Raw genomic sequence first — 18,938 nt, forward strand, 5'->3', positions numbered from 1 at the left:
GAAATTGATGTTATAATAAGGCTTTGAGAGATTTGGGATGGTGATGTTGAATGGGGAGAGAACACATCCGCAATTTTTGCATAATTGCCCATATTGATCACGGCAAGTCCACCCTGGCCGACAGGCTTTTGGAATATACCGGAGCCATCAGCCCCCGGGAAATGACCGACCAGGTGCTGGATCAAATGGACCTGGAACGGGAGCGGGGCATAACCATCAAGCTCCAGGCCGTACGCCTTATCTTTCAGGCTGAAGATGGGATGGAATACCAGTTAAACCTGATTGATACTCCCGGGCACGTGGATTTTTCCTACGAAGTGTCCCGCAGCCTGGCAGCGTGCGAGGGGGCCCTGCTGGTGGTGGATGCGGCCCAGGGCATCGAGGCGCAAACCCTGGCCAACGTGTATCTGGCCATTGAAAACAACCTGGAGATTATTCCGGTGATTAATAAAATTGACCTGCCCGCGGCCGATCCCGAAAGGGTCAAGCGGGAAATTGAGGACGTAATCGGTCTTGATGCTTCCGAGGCCATTTTGGTTTCGGCCAAGTTTGGGACCGGGGTAAAAGAGTTGTTGGAAGCCATTGTGCGGCGCATACCGCCTCCCGGCGGTGATCCCGCTGCACCTTTAAAAGCTCTCATTTTCGACTCCCATTACGACCCCTATAAAGGGGTTATTGCCTATGTGCGGGTAGTGGATGGCCACCTGGAAGAGGGTATGCACATAAAGATGATGTCCACCGGGAAGGAGTTTGAGGTCAGCGAGGTGGGCATCTTTAAGCCGGCCATGACTCCCACCGGACGGCTGGATACGGGTCAGGTGGGATATGTGGCTGCAGGCATAAAAAATGTCAGGGACACACGGGTGGGCGACACCATCACCGATGCTACCCGCCCGGCGGCCGAACCTTTGCCCGGTTACCGCAAGGTTACCCCCATGGTTTACTGCGGCCTTTATCCCGTGGATACGGTGGATTACGGCGACCTGCGGGACGCCCTGGAAAAACTGAAGCTCAACGATGCGTCCCTGGTCTATGAGCCGGAAACATCCGAAGCTTTAGGTTTTGGTTTCCGCTGTGGTTTCCTGGGGCTGTTGCATATGGAGATTGTCCAGGAGCGCCTGGAACGGGAGTACGGCTTGAATTTAATTACTACCGCGCCCAGCGTCGTGTACCGGGTTATCACCACGGGCGGGGAAGAGCTTTATATCGACAACCCCACCAGGATGCCTCCGGCGGGTAAGGTGGCCCGGATGGAGGAACCCTTTGTTACCGCCACCATTATGGTGCCCAAGGACCATGTGGGGTCGGTGATGGACCTGGCCCAGGAACGGCGAGGCACTTTTAAAACCATGGAGTACCTGGGCGAAAACCGGGTCATGCTGGTCTATGACCTGCCCCTTTCCGAGATCATATTCGATTTCTTCGACCAGCTCAAGTCTCGCACCCGGGGATACGCTTCCCTGGACTACGAACTGGCCGGGTACCGGGAAAGCGACCTGGTTAAACTGGACATCCTGATTAACGGCGAGCCGGTGGATGCTTTGACCTGTATTGTCCACCGGGACAAGGCCTACTACCGGGGCCGGCAACTGGTGGAAAAATTGCGCAGTTTGATCCCCCGGCAGCTTTTTGATGTGCCCGTCCAGGCGGCCATTGGCAGTCGGGTCATTGCCCGGGAAACCATTAAGGCCCGGCGCAAGGACGTGCTGGCCAAGTGTTACGGTGGCGACGTAACCCGCAAGCGCAAGCTTCTAGAAAAACAAAAGGAAGGCAAAAAGCGCATGAAGCAGGTGGGCAACGTAGAAATTCCCCAGGAGGCCTTTATGGCGGTGCTGAGCATAGAAGAGAGGTAAATGGGGAGTGAGCCCGTGGCCATCAGCCTGTACATTCACGTACCCTTTTGTATTCGCAAATGCCGGTACTGCGACTTTGTTTCCTATGCCTATGACCCGGAAGCCGCCCGCCGGTACCGGGTCGCTCTTTTGCGGGAAATGGCCCTGTACCAGGAGCGGCTAGCCCCGCAGGAGAGGCGGCTACAGACCATTTTCATCGGCGGGGGCACCCCCACCTGTCTGCCGGAGGAAGACCTGGCAGCCATTCTGGAAGGATGCAGCCGTTATTTTCAGTGGCTTTCCGGGGTGGAGGTGACCGTGGAGGCCAATCCCGGCACGGTGGATTTATCAAAGCTAAAGACCTTGCGCTACGCCGGTGTCAACCGCCTTTCCCTGGGGGTGCAGACCTGTTCGGACCACCTTTTAAGCTTGCTTGGAAGGTTACATGATTTTACCCAGGCGGTAGAGGCGGTGCAGCTGGCCCGCCGGGCCGGTTTTGACAATCTTAACCTGGATCTTATCTTTGCCATACCCGGCCAAACCATGGCAGACTGGCAACACTGCCTTAATAGAATTTTGGCCTTACAGCCGGAGCATATTTCCGCCTACTCCCTGCAAATAGAGGAAGGCACCCCGCTGGCCCGGGCGGTGGCAGAAGGCCGTGTCATTCCCTGTGACGAGGAAACCGAGCTGGCCATGTACCGGGAGGTAATCAACTTTCTGACGGCCCGAGGTTACGAACATTATGAGATCTCTAATTTTGCCCGCCCGGGCTACCGTTGCCGGCATAATTTAACCTACTGGCACAACGAGCCCTATCTTGGCCTGGGTCCGGCAGCCCATTCCTACCTGGGGGACGGGCGCTTTTATAATGCCGGTTCCCTGGAGGAATACGAGGCGCGCCTTTTGGCCGGGGAACTCCCGGTGGCGGGCTGCGAGCAATTGTCCCGGACCACCATGATGGCTGAAACGGTAATTCTGGGCCTCCGCCTTATAGAGGGACTGGATCTGGAGAAATTTGCAGCCCGTTTTGGGAAAAATATTGAAGAGGTTTTTGGTGAGCAGATAAAAAAATTGAACAGTTTGGGCCTATTGGAAATTAATTCCGGGTGCCTGGGGTTGACTTCGCGGGGTTTACCCCTGGCCAATGCTGTCTTTCGGGAGTTTGTGTTACCTTGACAAATGTTCAGCCCGGTGCTATGTTTAACTTAAAAGGGTTTAGCACTCAGCACAATCGAGTGCTAACAAAGGGGGTGTTAAGGGTGAGAATGGATGCCCGCAAGCAGGATATCCTTCTGGCCATTATCACCGATTACATTGCCACCGCTGAACCGGTGGGTTCCCGCACTATAGCCCGGAAATACCGGCTGGGTATCAGTCCGGCCACCATCCGCAATGAAATGGCCGATCTGGAGGAGATGGGTTATATTGAACAACCCCATACCTCTGCCGGACGAATTCCTTCGGAGTTAGGATACCGGTATTACGTGGATTATTTGATGAAACGGCGGGAACTAACCGCCGAGGAAGAAGAGTTGATCCGCAAAAGCTATCACCAAAAAGTGCGGGATGTGGGAGAGGTAATTCAACGCACAGGACAATTACTGTCCCAGTTGACCCAGTACGCCGCCATGGTGCTGCCGCCCAAAATCGGCACCAGCAGCTTTAAATACATTCGCCTGGTTCAACTGGGTCCCGAGCAGGCCATGCTGGTCGCCATTATGGATAGCGGCACCGTGCACCACCGGATTATTGATATACCCAGTGGCATAACCTCCGGGGACCTGGAAACCATCTCCGCGGTGCTGAATGCCAAACTTCAGGGCCGCACCATGGACAGCATTAAGCTCACCCTGGTGAAGGAAATTTATTTTGAACTGGCCAAGCAAAAGCACATTATTGAACTGGCCATGGAACTATTGCAGGACAGCCTGACCAGGCAGCCGGAGGACAGAATATATCTTGGCGGGATCCTAAATATACTAAATCAACCGGAATTCCATAATGTGGAGAAGGTTAAAACCTTGCTCAGCCTGCTGGAACAGGAAAGTCTTCTGTGCAATTTATTAGCTGACGATGTGGGCAAAGAAGGCGTTACCGTGCGCATTGGCCGGGAGATCCGCTGCCGGCAGATGAGCAACTGCAGTATGGTCGTGGCCACCTACCGGTTGAAAGGGAAGCCCGTTGGGTCTATTGGCGTTTTGGGTCCGACCCGCATGGATTACGCCAGGGTGGTCACCGTAGTGGAATGTTTGACCAAAAACCTTTCCCGTGCCCTGGAAGATCTCCTGGGCGGTGGGGACAAATAAGGGGGAGCGGGTTTTGAGTCTCAAGCAGCAGGCCAGCACGGGCACGGAAGTGGATGAGCGGCTGGCGGCCCTGGTCACCAATGCCAACGCCATTCGTGCCATTGCTTCGGCAGTAGAGGGTACCCTGGGGCCAAAGGGCCTGGATACCATGCTGGTGGATAAGTTTGGTGAAGTGGTCATCACCAACGACGGGGTAACCATCCTCACCATGATGGAGGCCAATCATCCCGCGGCCCGGATGTTAATCAATATTGCCAGGGCCCAGCAGGAGGAAATTGGCGACGGTACCACCACCGCTACCGTAATGGCCGGGGCCATGGTTGGTGCCGGGGTGGAGCAGGTGGCCCGGGGAGTGCCGGTAGCCCGGGTTATTGAGGGCATCCGGGCGGGAGTAAAGCGGGGCCTGGAGGTTATGATGCAAAAGGCCCGGCCGGTGGCAGATCTGGACGACCCATTAATCTATCAAGTTGCCCTGGTGGCCGGCCGGGGGCACGAGGATATTGCGGCCCTGGTGGTTCAGGCAGCCAGGATGATTGGCCGGGAAAAGCTCTTAGACCGGGCCTTTCGCTTTTCCGATACGGTTATGGCCGAAGAAGGTGCCGATAACCAGGTTTTTATGGGCGTGATTGTGAACAAGGAGCCCATGAACCGCCAGATGCCCCGGGAATTGACGAATGTTGGGGTGCTGGTAATTGATGATGCCCTGGAGCCGGAGGAAATAGAGGAGGAAGCCCTGGCCACCGAAGCCGGCTTTGCCCGTTACATGGAGTTGCAGAATCAGTTCCGGGAAAACATACAGAAAATTATTGACCTGCAGGTGGGACTGGTGCTGGCCGACCGGGGCGTCCATGACGTTGCCGAAGAAATGCTTACCGATGCCGGCATCATGGTCGTCCAGAGGGTGGCCAACAAAGAGCTCCGCCGTGTGGCGGAACACACCGGGGCGCGGATGATCAAGCGCACCGGGTTGAAGAAGGATTTGGAACAGATCAAGCAGTGCCTCGGCCGTTGCCGCCGGGTTTTTCATGATGAAAAGCTGGAACAGGTCTGGATTCAGGATGGCAGCGGCAAGCCAATGGCTACGGTGCTGGTGGGTGCCGCTACCGCCGAGGTGGTAGGGGAAAGGGAGCGCATTGCCAGGGATGCCGCTTCCGCCGTACAGGCAGCCGTGAGGGGAGGAGTCGTCCCCGGCGGGGGAGCTTTAGAGCTGGCCGTGGCCCGGGAGGTGGAAAAGGTCCGGGCCTCCATGCGCGGCATGACCGCCTACGGGGTGGATTGCGTGGTGGAAGCTTTGAAACGCCCCCTGGCCCAGATTGTGGCCAATGCTGGCTTCAACCCCCTGGAAAAGATTGGCGATGTCATGGCCGCTCAGGTGGAGACGGGAAACGATGCCCTGGCCGTGGATTGCGATACCGGCCAGGTGGCGGATATGTATGAGCTGGGAGTAGTAGACCCCGTTTTGGTGAAGACTTACGCCTTTAAAGCCGCCGGGGAGATTGCCGAAGCCATTTTACGGATTGATACCATCATCAAGAAGCGGGAAGACAGGGAGGCAAACCCGAAACAAGCGACGGACTTATAACTGGCGAGGTGACGGAGATGGAAGGACAAAAAGTCCCTCAAGATATAGAGGCTAAGGAAACCTGGCCTGATGGTGCCGCCCAGGAAAGCCCACCGGCAGGGGAATCCGGCAGTGAAGCCCAAAATGCCCCTGCCGGTCAAGACGGTTTGCCGGACGATGGACAGCAGCCGGCGGGTGAATCCCGGCAGGAAGTGGATGTGAAGGAGCTGGAGCGACGCCTGGCCGAACAAACGGCCCTGGCCCAGGATTATTTCCAGCGCCTGGCAAGGATGCAGGCCGATTTTGAAAATTACCGGCGCCGCATGAACCGGGAGCGGGAGGAATGGTTTAAATATGCTTCCCAGCCCCTGGTGGCGGAGCTGTTGTCCGTACTGGATAACTTTGAGCGGGCACTGGCGGCCCGGGAGGAGGACCCCGCCCGGGTGGTGGCGGGGGTGGAAATGATCTACCGCCAGCTGAAGGAAATTCTTGCCAGAGAGGGACTTTCTCCCGTGCCGGCGGTAAATGAACCCTTTGATCCTGCCAAACACGAGGCAATCATGCAGGAAGAAACCGATGCTTACCCGGACAACACCGTCATAGAGGAACTGCGCCGGGGTTACTATTTTAAGGACCGGCTGTTGCGGCCGGCCATGGTCAAGGTGGCCCGGGCGGTGTCCTCGCCGGAGGAGCAAAATCAAGGGCAGGAAAAAGAAAACAAAGAGAACAACCAGACCAACAGTGTCTGTTAAGGAGGGGAATTTATAGATGGGGAAGGTTATAGGTATTGACCTTGGTACTACCAACTCCTGTATGGCTGTCATGGAAGGCGGCGAGGTAATCGTTATTTCCAACGCCGAGGGAGAACGCATTACTCCTTCGGTGGTTGGTTTTACGAAAACTGGCGAGCGCCTGGTGGGTCAGCTGGCCAAACGCCAGGCCGTAAGCAACCCGGAACGAACTATCAGGTCCATCAAGCGGCACATGGGTACCAATTACAGGGTAAAAATTGATGATAAGGAATATACCCCCGAGGAAATCTCGGCCATGATTCTGCAGAAACTAAAGGCTGACGCCGAGGCCTACCTGGGGGAAAAGGTGGAAAAGGCGGTTATTACCGTACCCGCTTACTTTACCGATTCCCAGCGGCAGGCCACCAAGGACGCAGGTAGAATTGCCGGCCTTGAGGTGCTGCGCATTATCAACGAGCCTACCGCTGCCGCCCTGGCCTACGGGCTGGACAAGGAGGAGGACCAGACCATCCTGGTGTTCGACCTGGGTGGAGGTACCTTCGACGTATCCATACTGGAGCTGGGCGACGGCGTCTTTGAAGTGAAGGCCACCAGCGGAAACAACCGCCTGGGCGGCGACGACTTCGACCAGCGGATCATGGACTGGCTGATCGAGCAGTTCAAGAAAGAGACGGGCATTGATCTGCGCAGCGACCGCATGGCCATGCAGCGGCTGAAGGAAGCTGCGGAAAAGGCCAAAATTGAACTGAGCAGTGTCACTACCACCAATATTAACCTGCCCTTTATTTCCGCCGATGCCAGCGGTCCCAAGCACCTGGATGTGACCCTTACCCGGGCCAAGTTTGAAGAACTGACCGCCGATCTGGTGGAGATGACCATGGGTCCCACCCGGCAGGCCCTGGCGGATGCCGGCCTTGAGCCCAAGGACATCCACAAGGTGATCCTGGTGGGCGGTTCCACCCGGATTCCGGCGGTCCAGGAAGCCATACGCAAGTTTCTGGGCAAGGAGCCCTACAAGGGGATCAACCCGGACGAGTGTGTGGCCATTGGGGCGGCCATTCAGGCCGCAGTGCTGGCCGGCGAGGTCAAAGACGTGCTGCTTCTGGACGTAACGCCCCTCTCCCTGGGCATTGAAACCCTGGGCGGCGTCTTTACCAAGATCATTGAGCGGAATACCACCATTCCCACTTCCAAGAGCCAGATCTTCACCACCGCCGCCGACGGCCAGACCACGGTGGAAATCCATGTGCTCCAGGGCGAACGCCCGATGGCGGCCGACAACAAGACCCTGGGACGGTTTACCCTTACCGGTATTCCCCCGGCACCACGGGGAGTACCGCAAATTGAAGTTAAGTTTGATATCGACGTAAACGGCATTGTCAACGTTTCCGCCAAGGATCTGGCCACCGGCAAGGCCCAGAGCATTACCATCAGCGGCACTTCCCGGCTCTCGGAAGAAGAAATCCAGCGCATGGTTAAAGATGCGGAAAGACATGCCGAGGAAGACCGCAGGCGAAAAGAAGAGGCGGAACTGCGTAACCAGGCGGACAGCATGATTTACCAGGCTGAAAAAACCATTAAGGACCTTGGAGACAAGGCCGATAAGGCCAAGGTGGAAGAAGTGAAGAAGGCCGTGGAAAGGCTGAAAGAAGCCCTGGGCGGAAAGGACATGCAGCTCATCAAATCCCGCATCGATGAACTGACCAAGCCCCTTTATGAATTGTCCGCCCTTCTTTACCAGCAGCATGCCCAGCAGGCCCAGGCCGGCGGTGGCGGCGCTGCCGGTTCCGGGGGCGAAAAAGTGGTGGATGCTGATTACGAGATTAAAGACGATCAGAAGTAATTGGCAGTAGCCGCAGCAATATTGTATAATACTAGCGGATGTGCTTTCGCGTCGCAATTTGTTGTGCGATTTCTTCTGGCCGGTGGTTTATAAAGACGACTGCCGGCCAGGTTTGCATTGTTACCAGGAGGCGTTTGGCAATACAAGAAGGTATAGTCAGGTGGTGGTAACGCCATGGCAAAGCGTGACTACTACGAAATCCTGGGAGTATCACGGGACGCCACGCAGGAAGAAATCAAAAAAGCTTATCGCAAACTGGCCCGGCAGTACCACCCCGACGCCAATCCCAACGATAAGGATGCGGAGGCCAAGTTTAAGGAAATAACTGAAGCCTACGAAGTTTTGAGCGACCCGGAGAAAAGGGCTCAGTATGACCGCTTTGGCCATGCCGCCACCGGTAATCAAGGATTTGGCGGGTTCGAGGGGTTTGGTGGTTTTGGCGGTTTTGGTACCGATTTTGGAGGCCTTGGGGATATTTTCGACATGTTCTTTGGCGGGTCCACCCGGCACAGGCGCGGTCCGGAAAAAGGCGAGGACATCCGGGTGGATCTGGAGCTGTCCTTTAAAGAGGCCGCCTTTGGTCTGGAGAAGGATATCCGGGTACCCCGCATGGAGCCCTGCAGCACCTGTGACGGTACCGGGGCCGCTCCCGGGACCCGTCCTGTGACCTGTCCCGTGTGCGGAGGTTCCGGTCAGATTCAATTTGCCCAGAGTACACCCTTCGGGCGTATTTTCCAATCCCGCACCTGTGACCGTTGCCGCGGTGCAGGCCGCATTATCGAAAAGCCCTGCGCCAACTGTCACGGCAGCGGACAGCTCCGCCGTACCCGGACCATCCACATCAAGATTCCCGCCGGTGTGGACGACGGGACGAGGCTGCGGGTGGCCGGCGAGGGAGAGGCCGGCTTAAGGGGTGGACCGCCGGGAGATCTGTATATTTACATCCGCGTCCGGCCCCACAAGATCTTTAAGCGTGAGGGCAACGATGTGATCATGGAACTGCCCATTTCCTTTGCCCAGGCTGCCCTGGGAGATGAGGTGGAAGTACCTACACTTGAAGGCAAGGCAACCATACGTATTCCCGAGGGCACCCAGCACGGCACCGTCTTCCGCCTGCGGGGTAAGGGTATTCCCGACCTGAGCGGGTACGGACGGGGTGACCAGCTGGTCCGGGTCAAGGTGATGGTTCCCACCAGGCTTACCGAGGAACAGAAGAAGCTGTTACGTCAGTTTGCCCGGTTGAGCGGGGAGAACCCGGCCGGGGTGGAAAAGGGTTTCTTTGATAAAGTCAGGGACGCCTTTATGGGTTAATGGGAGGCCGGTTAATTTGCAGTGGTTGGAAATTGCTATCACTACGCCTGCCGAGTGGGTGGAGGCGGTAAGCAATATGTTTATTGAATTGGGTACCGGCGGGGTGGCCATTGAGGACCCCGCCCTCTTTTCTTTATATTTGCAGGAACCGCAGGATGAGGTGGCTCTGGACCCTCTATCCTTGCCGCGGGAGCCGGTGGTGAAGGCTTACCTGCCCGTGGATGAAAATTTGGACGCCCGTTTGGCCGCCCTGAAAGAGCGGCTTACCGCTGTGGCCGGTGAGGGTATCTTTAACATAAACACTAAAAAGATCAGGGAAGAGGATTGGGCCTGTTCCTGGAAGGCTTATTATAAGCCCGTTTGTGTGGGCAGGAAACTGGTGGTGAAACCCGCCTGGGAAGAATACCGGGCCCTCGCGGGCCAGGTAGTGATCGAAATGGACCCGGGGATGGCCTTTGGCTGCGGCACCCACCCCAGCACGCGCCTTTGTCTTTCCCTGCTGGAGGATGTCCTGGCCGGCGGTGAAGTGGTGGTGGATGTGGGTACGGGTTCGGGCATCCTGGCCATTGCCGCCGCCCTGCTGGGTGCCCGCCGGGTGGTGGCGGTGGACAACGACCCGGTGGCCGTGGCGGCCGCCCGGCAAAATGTAGAGCAAAACCGGGTGCAGGACCTGGTGGAGGTCGTGTGCGGCGATTTACTGGCCAATATTGAAGGCCCCGTGGATGTGGTGGTGGCCAATATCGTGGCCGATGTGATTATTCGCCTGGCCCTCCAGGCGCGGAAGATTCTAAAACCCGACGGCCTCTTTATTGCCTCAGGTATCATCAAGGGACGGGAGCATGATGTCGCTGGCGCCCTGCATTCTCACGGTTTTGAGATTATAGATCGGCGCTGCAGTGGCGAGTGGCATGCCCTGCTGGCCCGTGGGGGGTGCCGGCCATAGGTTATTTCTTTGTTTCCCCGGAGCAGATCACCGGGGGACGGGTGACCATTACCGGGCCCGATGTGGTGCATATTTCCCGGGTGTTGCGCCTTGGACCCGGGGACGTGATCACGGTTATGGACGGGCGGGGCAAGGGGTACCGGGTGAGGTTGACCGGCATCACCGGAACTGCCGTCGAAGGGGTGATCCTGGAGCAATTTATCCCCGGAGGAGAAGCTCCCCTGAAGGTGACCCTGGTCCAGGGGCTTTCCAAGGGCGACAAAATGGACATAATTATACAAAAGAGCACCGAGCTCGGCGTATCCTGTGTTGTTCCTTTAGCCTGCCGCCGTTCCGTGGTCCGGCTTACCCCGGCCAAGGCCCGGGAACGCCAGCAGCGCTGGCAGCGGATAGCCCTAGAAGCGGCCAAGCAGTCCCGCCGGGCAATAGTGCCCCGGGTCACCGAAGTTATGGACCTGCCGGCAGTGCTTGACCTCATATCCCCGGGTGCCCTGGCCCTGATGCCCTGGGAGGAAGAACGAGAGCTTTCCCTGAAAGCAGCCCTCAGAGGGCAGTCCTGCGGGGAAGTGTTTATCTTCATCGGTCCTGAGGGCGGGTTTGCTGCCGGGGAAGTGGCCGTGGCCAGGGAAAGGGGTGTGCTTTCCGTTTCCCTGGGCCCGCGAATTCTGCGCACGGAAACGGCAGGACTGGCCACACTAACTATGATTCTTTATGAGCTGGGGGACCTGGGCGGGTATCCAGCAGGTACTGACCGGTGAAATTAACCGTGGGGGGTGAATGGCCGTGCCCAGAACTGTAGCCGTGACCACCCTGGGATGCAAGGTTAATCAATATGAGTCAGCAGCCCTGGTCACCCTGTTCCGGGAGCGGGGCTATAAAGTTGTGGACTTCAGCGAACCGGCGGACATTTATGTCATCAACACCTGTACGGTTACCCACCTGGGGGACCGCAAGTCAAGGCAGCTTATCCGGCGGGCCACGCGAAACAACCCCCATGCCCGCGTGGTGGTAACCGGCTGTTACGCCCAGACCTCTCCCGAAGAGGTGCTCTCCATCCCCGGTGTGGACCTGGTGGTGGGGACAAGGGACAAATCCCGCATTGTGGATCTGGTGGAGGAACTGGAAAGCCGTAAGGAAGGGCCGCTGGCCGTGGTACGGGATGTTTTTGCTGACCAGGATTACGAGGAACTGCCCGTACCGGCGCTACCCTCCCGGGTGCGGGCCTTTTTAAAAATCCAGGAAGGGTGCAATAATTATTGCGCCTACTGCATTATTCCCTATGCCCGGGGACCGCTGCGCAGCCGGGATCCGGAAAATGTCCTGGCCGAAGCCAGGAGGCTGGTAGCCGGGGGCTTTAAGGAACTGGTGCTCACCGGCATTCATACCGGGGCTTACGGCCAGGACCGGCCCGGCGACCTGGATCTGGCCGGCCTGGTGGAACGCCTGGCTGAAATTCCGGGGTTGGTGCGCCTGCGCCTCAGTTCGGTGGAACCGATGGACATTACAGATAAACTGGTGGATACAATGGCTACCAGGCCCAATGTCTGCCGCCACCTGCATATCCCCCTGCAAAGCGGCGATGATACGGTCCTGGCCCGTATGCGCCGTCACTATACCACGGCCTGGTTTCGTGAGCTGGTCCAAAGAGTGAGGGAGCGCATGCCCGGCATAGCCATTACCACCGACATTATTGTAGGTTTCCCCGGGGAAACCGACGGCCAGTTTGAAAATACGTTTAATTTTGTGCGCGAGATGGCTCTTGCCCGGCTGCATGTTTTCAAGTATTCCCCCCGGCAGGGTACGGCCGCGGCTTCCTTTCCCGACCAGATCAGTGCTCCGGTGAAAGAAGCGCGGAGCCGCCGGTTGATTGCCCTGGGAGATGAGCTCGCCCGCTCCTTTGCCGCCAAACATATTGGCCAGGAGGTCCAGGTGCTGGTGGAAGAAGAGTTGCCGGAAAAAGAAGGTTTCTTTGCCGGCCTTACCGATAATTACCTGCGGGTAATTTTTCCGGCCCGGAAAAATCTTGTGGGTGAGCTGGTAACGGTGCGGGTGGAAGGGATAGAAGGTGCAGATTTAAAAGGAATGATAATTTAAGTTTTAGCCGGCAGGATTTAATTCTTTCGATGTTGAATAAAATATCGTTGTTACTATTTACGGGAGGGAGGTGGCATGATGCAGGATTGCGTTTTCTGCAAGATCGTGAAAAAGGAGATTCCCGCCGAGATAGTTTATGAAGATGAGCACGTGATGGCCTTTAAAGATATCCACCCGGCGGCTCCTGTCCACATCTTGCTCATTCCGAAAAAACACATCTCCACCTTCTTCGACCTGACGGATGAAGACGTTTCCATAATCGGCCGTGTTCAGCTGGCGGCAGCCCGGGTCGCTAAGCAGTTGAACCTGGAAGAAAAGGGATTTCGGTTGGTCAGCAACTGCAAGGAAGATGCCGGCCAGCTGATTTTCCATATTCATTATCATTTGCTGGGGGGTAGAGCGCTGCAGTGGCCACCGGGCTAGTTGACGTAACTATGGAAAGCAGGCTATAATAACAGGGTATTTGCAATTTCGGGTTGGAGGTTTTTGCACTCATATGAATAGCCTTACAGCCTGGCGGAGGGAGGGAAAAAAGCAGTGCCAGAAGTACGTGTTGGTAAGAATGAGACCCTGGATAGCGCCCTCCGTCGCTTCAAGCGTTCCTGTCAGAAAGCCGGCGTCTTAGCCGAAGCAAGACGGCATGAACATTACGAAAAACCCAGTGTGCGGCGCAAGAAAAAATCCGAAGCGGCCAGAAGGCGTAAGTACCGTTAATTGCCTGGCTGGACCGCACATGTGGCGTCAGCAGGAGAAGCCCGGTGCTGGATCAAAGCACGCCGGGCATTTTTACACCTTCTACGGCTGCCGTCCCGGCGTTGCGGATCTCCCCGGGGCTTTAACGGATGGGGGGTGATCCAAAGATTATGTCTGGTCAACTTTTAACCTGGCTCTCGGTACTGGCTTTTTTGCTGGGCTTTATTGCCCTGGTGCTTGAAATTTTCGTCGTTCCGGGCTTTGGCGTGGCGGGGATGGCCGGGATCATTCTCCTGGCCTGGGGGGTATTGTTGCTGGCGGTGGATTTTACCCAGGCCACGGCTGCGCTGGTGGTGGCCCTGGCCCTTACGATAGTGGTATTTTTCCTGGGGCTTAAATTTATGTCCCGGCTTAACCTTTGGCAGCGTTTAACCCTGGGTACCAGGCTGGAGAAAGATGAGGGCTATGTTGCCGGACAGGTGGACCTGGGGCACCTGGTGGACCTTACGGGGGTGGCGTTAACCCCCCTGCGGCCCGCGGGGACGGCGGAAATTGCCGGCCGGCGGCTGGATGTGGTTACCAGCGGGGAATACATCCCCGCCGGGGCGAAAGTGCAGGTGGTGCGGGTGGAAGGGAGCCGGGTGGTGGTACGCCGGACAGACTACATTTAGCGATATTGCACAAGCTAAATATAAGCCGGGATGGCAGGTAGTGTTTCTTCACTGCAAGGACAGAAGTAGCCGGAGCCAGTTACCATACTACGCTTTTAATTAATTTACAGGAGGTGCTCGATGTTTACTCTGCTTGGACTTTCCACAATTATCTTCTTCCTGCTCATATTAATCGGCGTGGCGGTGATTTTCAGTTTCATCCCCGTAGGCCTGTGGATTTCCGCCCTGGCCGCAGGAGTCAAAATTGGCATTTTCACCCTGGTGGGCATGCGCCTGCGGCGGGTTCCGCCGGCAAAAATTGTCGGCCCGTTGATTAAGGCCGACAAGGCCGGCCTCAATGTAACCGTTAACCAGCTGGAAGCCCATTACCTCGCCGGGGGTAATGTGGACCGGGTGGTTGATGCCCTCATTGCCGCCGAGCGGGCCGACATTCCCCTCACCTTTGAGCGGGCCGCGGCCATCGATCTGGCCGGGCGCAATGTCCTGGAAGCGGTGCAGATGAGCGTCAACCCCAAGGTGATTCAAACCCCCATGGTATCTGCCGTGGCCAAGGACGGCATTGAGGTCAAGGTTATCGCCCGGGTCACGGTGCGGGCCAATATCGACCGCCTTGTGGGTGGTGCCGGTGAAGAAACCATCCTGGCCCGGGTTGGCGAGGGCGTGGTGACTACAGTGGGCAGCGCGGAAAGCCACAAGCACGTGCTGGAAAACCCGGACTCCATTTCCCGGACCGTGCTGGGGAAGGGCCTGGATGCCGGTACGGCTTTCGAAATCCTTTCCATTGATATTGCCGACGTGGATGTGGGGCGGAACATCGGTGCCCAGTTGCAAATCGACCAGGCGGAAGCCGACAAGCGCATTGCCCAGGCCAAGGCAGAGGAGCGGCGGGCCATGGCCGTGGCCAAAGAGCAGGAGATGCGGGCCATGGTGGAGGAAATGCGCGCCCGGGTGGTGGAAGCGGAAGCGGAAGTGCCCCGGGCCATGGCCGAGGCTTTACGCCAGGGCAAACTGGGTGTCATGGATTACTACAACATGCAAAACCTGCTGGCCGATACCCGTATGCGTGAGGGTCTGGCCAGAATGGGCGGCGAACCGGGTGAGCCCGGCGAGTCCTCCATGAAAGGAAAGGAACGCTAACCCATGGAAGCGCTCATTTTGTGGGTCTTTCTCCTGTTCATTTTCTGGACACTCTTTGCCAGGGATCGCGCCAAGTCCGGCCGGCGTTATCCCGGGGGTCCCATTCCTCCCTTTCCGCGACCGGATTCGCGTGAAAAACCGCAGGATGGTTCCTTGAGGGAACCATGGAATTACCGGGAGGAGGAAGATTTGCCTTTGCCGGGACCCTGGAGCCGTCGACAGGAAGAGGCGGATCTACCCCTGCCCGGGCCCTGGGGCCGCAGGCCGGAAGAGACTGATCTGCCCCTGCCAGGTCCGTGGGACCGCCGGGAAAGTGCTCCGGAGGATGTTCCCCTTCCCGGTCCGTGGAACCGGCGGGATGAAGGACCGCTTCCCGGCCCCTGGAACAGACGGGAAGGGGATCTGCAAGATCAGGTGCCCGGCGGGGAAAGGGTGCGCAAAGCACCTGCCGGTGTGTCCCGGCGGGAGCAACAGGAGCGCCGCCCTGACCCCGCTTTAGAACATAAACCGGAACGGGAACGGATGGCTGAAACGAAGCGTGAAGCCCGCCGGGAACATCCGGTACGGGACGTGCCTGGAGTTGAAGATGCGGACCAGGTTTTTCCGGAAACCCGGGGATCCTGCCCCCGGCCGGTGCAATGTCCCTTGCTTTCGAGACGCAACCTGGCTGCGGCGGTGATCCTGTCTGAAGTGTTGAATTTCCGTGGCGGCCGGCAGGCCCGGAGAAGGAGAGGGACGCGGTAGGAACATCATGACAAAATCAAGCTGCAATTGAGGAGGTACTATGACGTGCAGGAGTGGCTTGTACTTGTTTATAAGTTGCCGCCAGAACCGTCCCGTTACAGGGCGGCAGTCTGGCGGCGGATCAAGTCCCTGGGAGCAATATACCTGCAGAACGGGGTCTGTGTTTTACCTTACGGACGTGACACCGAAAGGCAGTTCAGACAATTGCGCAAAGAGATTGAGGATTGCGGAGGGGAATCGTTTTTAATCAAAGGTACGCTGCTCGTTGGCGAACAGAACCTAATAGAACTCTTCAATGCGGCCAGGGACGAGGAATATGCGGAAATCATCGACCGCTGCGAAGATTTTTTCAAGGAAATAGAGATGGAAACTGAAAGCCGGCACTTTACTTACGCCGAACTGGAAGAAAACGAAGAAGATCTGGCCAAGCTGGAAAAATGGATGAAAAAGGTTATAGAAAGAGACTTCTTCCAGGCCAGCTTGGCAGAAAAGACAAAGGAACTATTACAGGAGTGCCGTACGCGTCTGGATGAATTTGCCGATCGGGTTTTTGTATGCGAAGATTCCATGCATAAAAAACCTGAGTGTATGGAATCCTGATAAATTTGATTAAAATTTTTAGAGGTTTTACTGGAATTTCATATTGCTTTTAAGTTGTTGCGTTTCCCCAGATAAAGCATAATTGGTACTGCCAGTAACTGAGCTATTACCGAAAATGCCACCACATACCCTACCGACAGGTCATACAAAATCCCCATCAGGGCGCTGCCCAGGAACCAGAACAGGCCGTAGCCGGTGTTGAACACCCCGTAGGCAGTCCCGCGCTTATCAGGAGGGATCATACCGGCAATGGCTGCCCTTAAAACCGATTCCTGTGCCCCCATACCAATACCCCAGATTACCATCCCTGTTACAACTGTTATAAAGTCCCCCAAAAACACTAAGGGTGCAAATGAGGATGAAACCAGTACAGCTATGACCAGAATATTGATTCCGGTACGGTCAAACAAGTACCCAAAAATTAAAGCCGCCAGGGCATCGGCTGCCATTGCTATGGCATAAAGTATTGGAAGCCATTCGGGCGAAATCAGAGAAGTCTTGCCCAGGTGGAAGGCAATTAAAGGATAATCAACATAGCCGGCCGCTATGAGGGCGACGGCTGCCAGGTAAAGCCAGAATTTTGACGGTAAACCTTTCCCTTCCGCCATGATTGGAGCTGCCTCCAGCTCTCGCGGGACCGGATATAAAATCCTGGCAGCGATGAGGATTATTAGCGCTACGGAAGCCGGCACCAGTAAAACGGCAAATCCTGCTTTATAATTGCCTTTTAAAAAGTATAACACCAGGGCTACAATTAAGGGACCGGTAATGGCGCCAATTTGATCCAGAGCTTCGTGGAGGCCAAATCCCCGTCCTCTCCCAACTTCTGAAGTGGCGTAAGAAAGCATGGCATCACGGGCGGGAGTGCGGATGGCCTTCCCCACTCTTTCCGTAATCATTAAACCTGCTGCCATTGGCCAGTTGCCTGCCAGGGCCAGAAAAGGAACCGCCAGGAGGTTGAGAAAATACCCCAGTATTGTAATCGGCCAGTATCTCCCCGTACGATCGCTTATATAACCGGAAAGCAGCCGCACGCCGTAACCCAGCAGTTCTCCCAGTCCGGCAACGAAGCCAACGATTGTTCCGGTGGCCCCCAGCACTGCCAAAAAAGGACCGGTAATGCTGCGGGCACCTTCATAGGTCATGTCTGAAAAGAGGCTAACGATTCCCAGCAGGATAATGAATTTGAATGCTTTCCGGGTGGTTTGGTTCATTTTCTTTTCTCCATGAGATTCCATCAGGAGTCCTCCTTTCCTGTTTGCTCCTCCAGTAGATACAACCATCTGTAAGTTGAATGGTATCCAGGCGGGGAAAAATTAAATCAACCACTTTACACCAAACACCCCCCTTCTTTTAACATAACAAAGAGATAGAATGAGCAAAAATATAACTGCTGTTACATTTAGATTATAACTATGATTATATCTAGATTATAACTATGGTGGTTTAATAGATCAATACTTTTTTATATTCAAACCTCTGAAAACCGGGGACAGATATGAGGTTGCCGTACCGTGCCTTTATGAAAGTGTTTAAAGGGTGTCTTTGGGAAAAGATCCGCTTGCCTTGGACAAATAAAATCCCCCGGAGCTTCGGCGGGGGATTTGTGATAAATTTACCTCGCTTCACCAAAAGTACCTTAAATAATGTTGCACTCACAATCCTGGTTTTTCAGTGCACCCAATTCAGCGGTGATGTATTCATTTTCATCCCAAGTGCCCAGATCACCGATGTAAATCCAGCCCTTGTAGAAAACCCGTTCGCTTTCCGCCGGGTTATTCACATAGCTATATGTGGTTTTGGCCGGTGCCTTTACTATGATTTCACCGATAGCGCCTATCTTTTGTGAGGCCAGGTAGAGGAAAACAAATTCCGCGCTGTTGAGCAACTGGTACCCGGTTCATCATTCTAACCTCCCCGTATAGAATTGACTCTTTTCGGAAAGTCACTAGCGACTTCCCTTGCTTCTGACCGAATTCTTAAAATCCAGGGCGTGCAGCGCCTCTGCGGCGGCTATACGTACCACCTGATTTGGGTCCTTCAGAGCTTCGGTGAGGGCTTCCCTGGCCCGGTTGCCGCCCAGCCTGCCCAGTGCTTCGACGGCTGCCAGACGGGCCGGCAGAAACGAATTGTGTTGTAATAAAAATATTAGATGCGCCGTCGCCTGCCTATCACCGATTTCTCCCAGGGCAAGAGCCGCATCGGCCAAAATGTAAGGATCGTTGCCGTTTTCCATAAGGCAATGGAGGAGCGGCAAGACAGCCGATTTTTCTTTCAATTTTCCCAGCAGCCAGGCCGCCCTTCGCCGGATGGTAGGATCTTCATGTCTGAGGGAGGCGATCAATTTTTCCACATATCTCCCCGTCGGTTTCATGGCAAACACCTCCACTCCACCGGCAAAAGCAGGTTGCTGACGAATCCTGCACCTGAAGCCAGGCCCACAAGCCG

The 18,938-nt window shown here is 56.0% G+C and carries 19 protein-coding genes; 16 read left to right on the forward strand and 3 right to left on the reverse strand.

The features are described 5' to 3' along the window. Positions 1–50 precede the first annotated feature (50 nt). The 16 genes from lepA to D7024_RS04225 all read left to right on the forward strand — a co-directional run bounded on the left by lepA (position 51) and on the right by D7024_RS04225 (position 16,490). Positions 51–1,853, forward strand: a complete 1,803-nt coding sequence (gene lepA / locus D7024_RS04150; protein WP_121450657.1) for a translation elongation factor 4 — start codon at positions 51–53, stop codon at positions 1,851–1,853. A 15-nt stretch (positions 1,854–1,868) separates the two neighbouring features. Then, positions 1,869–3,011, forward strand: a complete 1,143-nt coding sequence (gene hemW, locus D7024_RS04155) for a radical SAM family heme chaperone HemW (RefSeq protein ID WP_121452455.1) — start codon at positions 1,869–1,871, stop codon at positions 3,009–3,011. Between the two features lie 83 nt (positions 3,012–3,094). After that, complete coding sequence (gene hrcA, locus D7024_RS04160) at positions 3,095–4,141, forward strand: heat-inducible transcriptional repressor HrcA (RefSeq protein WP_121450658.1); 1,047 nt, start codon at positions 3,095–3,097, stop codon at positions 4,139–4,141. Between the two features lie 13 nt (positions 4,142–4,154). Beyond that, positions 4,155–5,723, forward strand: a complete 1,569-nt coding sequence (locus D7024_RS04165; protein WP_121450659.1) for a TCP-1/cpn60 chaperonin family protein — start codon at positions 4,155–4,157, stop codon at positions 5,721–5,723. Positions 5,724–5,740: 17 nt separating this feature from the next. Then, complete coding sequence (gene grpE, locus D7024_RS04170) at positions 5,741–6,454, forward strand: nucleotide exchange factor GrpE (protein ID WP_121450660.1); 714 nt, start codon at positions 5,741–5,743, stop codon at positions 6,452–6,454. Positions 6,455–6,470: 16 nt separating this feature from the next. Further along, positions 6,471–8,297 (forward strand): molecular chaperone DnaK, encoded by a 1,827-nt coding sequence (gene dnaK, locus D7024_RS04175; RefSeq protein WP_121450661.1) that lies wholly within the window; start codon positions 6,471–6,473, stop codon positions 8,295–8,297. Positions 8,298–8,471: 174 nt separating this feature from the next. Then, positions 8,472–9,608 carry a molecular chaperone DnaJ gene (gene dnaJ, locus D7024_RS04180; protein ID WP_121450662.1) on the forward strand — a complete coding sequence of 379 codons (1,137 nt, stop codon included), beginning with the start codon at positions 8,472–8,474 and terminating at the stop codon, positions 9,606–9,608. Between the two features lie 16 nt (positions 9,609–9,624). Continuing rightward, positions 9,625–10,551 carry a 50S ribosomal protein L11 methyltransferase gene (prmA, locus tag D7024_RS04185; RefSeq protein WP_121450663.1) on the forward strand — a complete coding sequence of 309 codons (927 nt, stop codon included), beginning with the start codon at positions 9,625–9,627 and terminating at the stop codon, positions 10,549–10,551. Then, positions 10,548–11,309 carry a 16S rRNA (uracil(1498)-N(3))-methyltransferase gene (locus D7024_RS04190; RefSeq protein WP_121452456.1) on the forward strand — a complete coding sequence of 254 codons (762 nt, stop codon included), beginning with the start codon at positions 10,548–10,550 and terminating at the stop codon, positions 11,307–11,309. The genes prmA and D7024_RS04190 overlap by 4 nt, the downstream gene beginning before the upstream one ends. A 19-nt stretch (positions 11,310–11,328) precedes the next feature. Further along, the gene (gene mtaB / locus D7024_RS04195) at positions 11,329–12,645 is read left to right on the forward strand and encodes a tRNA (N(6)-L-threonylcarbamoyladenosine(37)-C(2))-methylthiotransferase MtaB (protein WP_121450664.1); all 1,317 of its coding nucleotides are present in this window, start codon (positions 11,329–11,331) and stop codon (positions 12,643–12,645) included. A 78-nt stretch (positions 12,646–12,723) separates the two neighbouring features. Further along, positions 12,724–13,068: a histidine triad nucleotide-binding protein gene (locus D7024_RS04200; RefSeq protein ID WP_121452457.1), complete on the forward strand. Its 345-nt coding sequence runs from the start codon at positions 12,724–12,726 to the stop codon at positions 13,066–13,068. Between the two features lie 114 nt (positions 13,069–13,182). Beyond that, a complete protein-coding gene (rpsU, locus tag D7024_RS04205; protein WP_013823688.1) occupies positions 13,183–13,359 on the forward strand; it encodes a 30S ribosomal protein S21 in 177 nt (58 codons plus the stop codon). Positions 13,360–13,508: 149 nt separating this feature from the next. Next, on the forward strand, positions 13,509–14,009 hold the full coding sequence (locus tag D7024_RS04210; protein WP_121450665.1) for an NfeD family protein: 501 nt from the start codon (positions 13,509–13,511) through the stop codon (positions 14,007–14,009). Positions 14,010–14,129: 120 nt separating this feature from the next. After that, positions 14,130–15,146, forward strand: a complete 1,017-nt coding sequence (floA, locus tag D7024_RS04215) for a flotillin-like protein FloA (RefSeq protein WP_121450666.1) — start codon at positions 14,130–14,132, stop codon at positions 15,144–15,146. 3 nt (positions 15,147–15,149) lie between these two features. After that, on the forward strand, positions 15,150–15,890 hold the full coding sequence (locus tag D7024_RS04220; RefSeq protein WP_121450667.1) for a hypothetical protein: 741 nt from the start codon (positions 15,150–15,152) through the stop codon (positions 15,888–15,890). A 45-nt stretch (positions 15,891–15,935) separates the two neighbouring features. Beyond that, entirely contained in the window at positions 15,936–16,490 is a 555-nt protein-coding gene (locus D7024_RS04225) for a Chromate resistance protein ChrB (protein WP_207666888.1), read from the forward strand. A 38-nt stretch (positions 16,491–16,528) separates the two neighbouring features. On the opposite strand, the gene D7024_RS04230 is transcribed toward D7024_RS04225, so the two are convergent. The 3 genes from D7024_RS04230 to D7024_RS04240 form a co-directional block, all read right to left on the reverse strand. Continuing rightward, positions 16,529–17,728 carry an MFS transporter gene (locus tag D7024_RS04230; RefSeq protein ID WP_243113689.1) on the reverse strand — a complete coding sequence of 400 codons (1,200 nt, stop codon included), beginning with the start codon at positions 17,726–17,728 and terminating at the stop codon, positions 16,529–16,531. 401 nt (positions 17,729–18,129) lie between these two features. Continuing rightward, on the reverse strand, positions 18,130–18,378 hold the full coding sequence (locus D7024_RS14720; protein WP_165859203.1) for a hypothetical protein: 249 nt from the start codon (positions 18,376–18,378) through the stop codon (positions 18,130–18,132). Between the two features lie 60 nt (positions 18,379–18,438). Next, the gene (locus D7024_RS04240) at positions 18,439–18,864 is read right to left on the reverse strand and encodes a HEAT repeat domain-containing protein (RefSeq protein WP_121450669.1); all 426 of its coding nucleotides are present in this window, start codon (positions 18,862–18,864) and stop codon (positions 18,439–18,441) included. Between the last annotated feature and the right edge of the window lie 74 nt (positions 18,865–18,938).

It is taken from the genome of Desulfofundulus salinus, assembly GCF_003627965.1.
Taxonomy (GTDB): Bacteria; Bacillota; Desulfotomaculia; order Desulfotomaculales; family Desulfovirgulaceae; genus Desulfofundulus; species Desulfofundulus salinus.